Genomic DNA, 4,879 nt, shown 5'->3' with positions numbered 1-4,879 from the left:
ACTTTCGTGAATTAAACACCAAACCCAGTAAGGTTTTGAGATTCCCAAAATGGCGTTGCCATTTTGGGAATTGGTATTACCTATTGCTCGGCAATTCACGTCGAGCAATATATCCGATCAGGCCATTTCTTTAGTAAGCAGATTTTTGACAAACTTGATGTTCGCAGCAACCTTTGACCAACCTTGCCCAAAAATCTGTCAAAAAAATTACCTTAAATTTAAACCCTTGCCTTAATTAGCTATCATTAGTCAATAAGCAGCAAGGTCTTAAGATATCATTAAGAATTTTTGCCAATCAATTGGGTCTTAAGTAGCAAGCATCCTGCGATCGCTACTTAGAGTACAGAGGTTTTGACAATGGTTTCGACCAATCGAAAGACCTCAAAGCCAATCTCACTCAAGGTTTTGCAGTTTTAATTTGTCATGAATCTATAAATGGCAAACCAAAACTGCTATAGCAACGCACAAATATCAACCCTTAGCGTTAATCTTCAAATTAAGATTTTTACGCAACCCTTTTTCATTATCAATTCTAGAGAGTACAAACAGTGGACATTCAAATTGGGCGCGGTAAAACTGCACGCAGAGCCTATGGCATCGACGAAATTGCATTAGTGCCAGGAGGTAAAACCCTCGATCCCAACGTTGCCGATACATTTTGGGAAATTGGGGGAATTCGCCGCGAAATTCCAATCATTGCCAGTGCAATGGATGGCGTTGTCGATGTCGATATGGCAGTAAAACTTTCAGAGTTAGGTGCATTGGGAGTCATCAACCTTGATGGCATCCAAACCCGCTATGACGATCCCACACCAATCTTAGAAAAAATCGCTTCAGTAGGTGTCACTGAGTTTGTCTCACTTATGCAAGAACTCTATGCTGAACCCGTCAAACCTGAACTGATTCAAAAACGCATCCGCGAAGTTAAAGAAAAAGGTGGCATTGCCTGCGCTAGCAGTATTCCCGTCAATGCCTTTAAGTATGGAGCGATCGCCGCTGAAGCAGGATGCGATCTCTTTTTCTTGCAATCCACGGTAGTTTCTACAACTCACATTGCTGCCGAAGGTCTAGTTTCCCTCGATCTCGCTAAATTCTGCAAAGAGATGCCCATGCCTGTACTAATGGGCAACTGCGTTACCTACGATGTCACCCTAGAACTCTTACGTGCAGGAGCTGCGGGTGTACTTGTCGGTATTGGACCTGGAGCTGCTTGCACCTCCAGAGGCGTACTTGGTGTAGGTATTCCCCAAGCGACAGCCGTAGCAGACTGTGCTGCGGCTCGTGAAGACTTTTTTAAGGAGACAGGTAAATACGTACCCATCATTGCTGACGGAGGCTTAATTACAGGCGGTGACATCTGTAAATCGATCGCCTGTGGTGCCGATGCCGTGATGATCGGATCTCCTTTTGCTAGAGCCAAAGAAGCTCCTGGACGAGGCTTTCACTGGGGCATGGCAACACCTAGCCCTGTCTTACCACGCGGAACCAGAATTCGAGTGGGAACCACAGGCTCCCTAGAGCAAATTTTGCGGGGACCCGCAGGACTAGACGATGGTACTCACAACCTTCTCGGCGCACTCAAAACCAGCATGGGAACTTTAGGCGCAGCAACTATCCGTGAAATGCAGCAAGTTGAGGTGGTCATTGCTCCTTCGCTCCTAACTGAAGGCAAGGTCTACCAAAAAGCTCAACAGCTTGGCATGGGTAAATAACGCTAAAGTTAAATAAGCAAGGTTCGCAATGCGAGCCTTGTTTATTTAATTTTATTTAATTTTATTTATTTAACCTTGTGTAAGTACCTCAGCATAATTAAAATCCAGATCTAAAACCTGCGGCATAGGTTTTAGGGTTTTATATTTAATTAAGCTCATTTACTTATTTAATTTTAGTTATTTAACCTTGTTTGGCTTATTTATTTGGTTTATTTAACTTTAGTTTGGCAGAAAGTCCACCAACAGCAGAATTGCGTTAAAAATGGTTTTTATAATAGTGTTTTCTGAGCTTAATAAGTACTCAGCATAATTAAAATCCAGATCTAAAATCTGCGGCGCAGGTTTTAGAGTTTTATATTTAATTAAGCCCCTTACTTATGCGAATCATCTCCTGAGAATATTGACTGCAAAAAATAATTGGGCAATACTTAAGGTCATATGCCAAAGATACTTCTGGTAGAAGATAATGAAATGAATCGCGATATGCTGTCGCGAAGATTGACGCGCCGAGGCTTTGAAGTGATAGTTGCAGTTGATGGTGCGTCTGGTGTCAAGATTGCCGAATCAGAACTGCCAGATCTAATCGTTATGGATATGAGTCTGCCCATTTTAGATGGATGGGAAGCCACAAAGCGCTTAAGGCAAATACCCACAACTCAAAATATTCCGATTATCGGATGTTCGGCTCATGCAATGGTTGGCGATCGTGAAAGGGGGATTGAAGCTGGATGCGATGATTACGATACGAAACCTATTGAATTTTCACGACTATTGGGGAAAATTGAAAGCTTGCTAAAAGAATATGCCAGACCTTAATGAATCTAAGTTACTGATTATTGATGATGAACAAATGAATCGGGAGATTCTCTATCGCCATTTAAGGAATTTAGGATACCCCAACATTACAATGGCAGAGAGCGGCAAAAAAGGCTTAGAAATAGTTGCTAACCAACCAGTTGACCTGATATTGCTAGATATGATGATGCCCATGCTTAATGGGCTAGAGGTACTGACCTATCTAAAAGAAAACCCTGAGTGGCGCGTAATTCCCGTAATTATCATTTCTGCATTAGATGAGAAAGAAATGATGTTAGCCTGTATTCAAAAGGGGGCAGAGGATTATTTAATTAAACCCTACGATCGCGTTCTGCTGAGAGCAAGGGTAAGCGCTTGTATTGAGAAGAAAACCCTCCATGATCGAGAGGTCTTAAACAAGCAAAAATTAGAAGCCGCTTACCAAGAACTAGCTGCTGCATATCATGAATTAGAAGTTGCGAAAATTGAGTTAGAAGCATTATCCCATCGCGATGGATTGACGGGTATTGCCAATCGTCGCTACTTTGATACAGTCCTAGAAAAAGAATGGAGTGCTGCCTATAGGGAAAAGAAATGTCTATCGCTCATCTTATTTGATATAGACTATTTTAAGAAATATAATGATACCTATGGACATTTAGCAGGGGATGACTGTCTTCGTCAGATTGCAACTGCGGCTGCGCAGGTAATTAGGCGACCGAGAGATACATTAGCAAGGTATGGCGGAGAGGAATTTGCGGTCGTCTTGCCCGACACTAACTCATCGGGTGCAGAGTTTTGCGCCACAAAAATTCTTACAGCCATTGAAAGTCTGGATATCAGCCATACTTCTTCTCCGATCTATCCCTATGTTACGGCTAGTTTGGGAATATCCACTATCAGCCCGCATTTGCAAGCTTTTACATCGCAGCAATTAATTAAAGAAGCTGACTTAGCACTATATGAAGCAAAACGAGAGGGGCGAAATCGCGCTAAAGTCTGGTCGGCAAAAGCATAGTAAATATAGTAAACATAATGGTTAATAGGCATGGAAGTTCAAAATTTTCAAGTATTAATTGTTGATGACAATGAAATAAATCGCGATATGTTAGCAAGACGCTTGCATCGCCGAGATTTTCAGATATCAATGGCAGTAAATGGGCGCGAAGCCATAGAAATGGCTCAGAAAAATCTCTACGATTTAGTTCTGTTGGACATTATGATGCCTGAGTTGGATGGATATGCGGTTCTCACCTATTTAAAAAAAGACTCAAGATTGCGGGATATCCCTGTAATTATGATTTCCGCGATCGAAGAAATGGGAAGCGTGATGAAATGTATGGAGATAGGAGCTGACGACTATCTGACTAAGCCCTTTGATCCAGAAATGTTAAAAGCAGCGATTAACCGCTGCTTACCCGATCGCAGCAAGATGCCAACAACGCCAATAATTCCAGAACGCCCAATTTCGAGATTGCCTAATTCTAATTTCGTTGAGTCCAATACCCAAATCTCCGAACTGAAATTACCAGAAGATACTACCAATGGAAAATTAAATAACGTCCTTAGCCTTGACGAAGTCGTACATCGAATTATGCAGACTGGGACAATTAGTCGCAAAGGGTATCTCTACTTTAGCAAAGCAATTTTTAATACCTTATTTGAGAATTCAGGTTTAACCGACCAAGAGGTATACCAAATTCGCTCTGTTTTTGAAGCAATTCAATCAAGACAGGTCAAGGTTGTTGATTTTTCTAGCAATAAAATTTGATGGAGAACCTGATCCAAGAAATGTGGGGGCAGCCTAGCATTCACAATAGTTTTTCGGATTTTGATATTTAATTACACTTAGCCACGCATCCTCTGGATAAGCGGTTTACGCAAGATCTCGCCCATACTTCCATAGGTGCTGCCCCAAATCTGTTGCAGTAGCAAATGTTGAGGTTTGCCATTGCAACAAATCAAAATCTAAAATAATGGTAATAATTTCACTTACAGTGCTTCGCGCTCAAATCCAAACCAAGGAAATTTTGGAAAGCGTTGCTTCGCAACGCTTTCCAAAATTTCCTTGTGGTTCCTTTGATCGATAATTGCTGTAAGTCAGGACATCAAACCCAATAGAGAGTTGCGGCGCTTAGCGCCGCAACTCTCTATTGGGTTTGATTTTTGTCCTAACATTACTGAACTATAGCTATACTATTTTCTTAGATTTTATGCCCCAATCAAAACTTATATTGCTACAAAAGTAACAATATTGCGTAACAATATTGGAAAATATTATTTAAAAGGCTCAATAGGTGATTCGGGGAGGTGAAATAAAGGAAGAAATTGATAATATAGTAGCAACAATAAAAAGCAGCGAACACAATGCT

The 4,879-nt window shown here is 41.2% G+C and carries 4 protein-coding genes; all 4 read left to right on the top strand.

Annotation, left to right across the window (positions count from 1 at the left end; all coding sequences use genetic code 11):
• The first annotated feature begins 548 nt into the window (after positions 1-548).
• On the top strand, positions 549-1,712 hold the full coding sequence (locus PSE7429_RS21690) for a GuaB3 family IMP dehydrogenase-related protein (protein WP_009629523.1): 1,164 nt from the start codon (positions 549-551) through the stop codon (positions 1,710-1,712).
• Between the two features lie 438 nt (positions 1,713-2,150).
• A complete protein-coding gene (locus PSE7429_RS21685; RefSeq protein WP_009629522.1) occupies positions 2,151-2,528 on the top strand; it encodes a response regulator in 378 nt (125 codons plus the stop codon).
• The gene (locus PSE7429_RS21680; RefSeq protein WP_009629521.1) at positions 2,515-3,525 is read left to right on the top strand and encodes a diguanylate cyclase domain-containing protein; all 1,011 of its coding nucleotides are present in this window, start codon (positions 2,515-2,517) and stop codon (positions 3,523-3,525) included. Before PSE7429_RS21685 ends, PSE7429_RS21680 begins: the two co-directional genes overlap by 14 nt.
• 30 nt (positions 3,526-3,555) lie before the next feature.
• Positions 3,556-4,278: a response regulator gene (locus tag PSE7429_RS21675; protein WP_009629520.1), complete on the top strand. Its 723-nt coding sequence runs from the start codon at positions 3,556-3,558 to the stop codon at positions 4,276-4,278.
• Positions 4,279-4,879: the final 601 nt, after the last annotated feature.

It is taken from the genome of Pseudanabaena biceps PCC 7429 (genome assembly GCF_000332215.1).
GTDB classification, from domain to species: Bacteria; Cyanobacteriota; Cyanobacteriia; order Pseudanabaenales; family Pseudanabaenaceae; genus Pseudanabaena; species Pseudanabaena biceps.
The sequence above is the reverse complement of the archived record's forward strand: the minus strand, read 5'-3'. Positions and strand labels throughout refer to the sequence as shown.

Bases quoted from the DNA above. Each gene is read 5' to 3' on its own strand.
- PSE7429_RS21685 (WP_009629522.1), top strand. From the start codon at position 2,151: ATGCCAAAGATACTTCTGGTAGAAGATAATGAAATGAATCGCGATATG.
- PSE7429_RS21680 (WP_009629521.1), top strand. From the start codon at position 2,515: ATGCCAGACCTTAATGAATCTAAGTTACTGATTATTGATGATGAACAA.
- PSE7429_RS21675 (WP_009629520.1), top strand. From the start codon at position 3,556: ATGGAAGTTCAAAATTTTCAAGTATTAATTGTTGATGACAATGAAATA.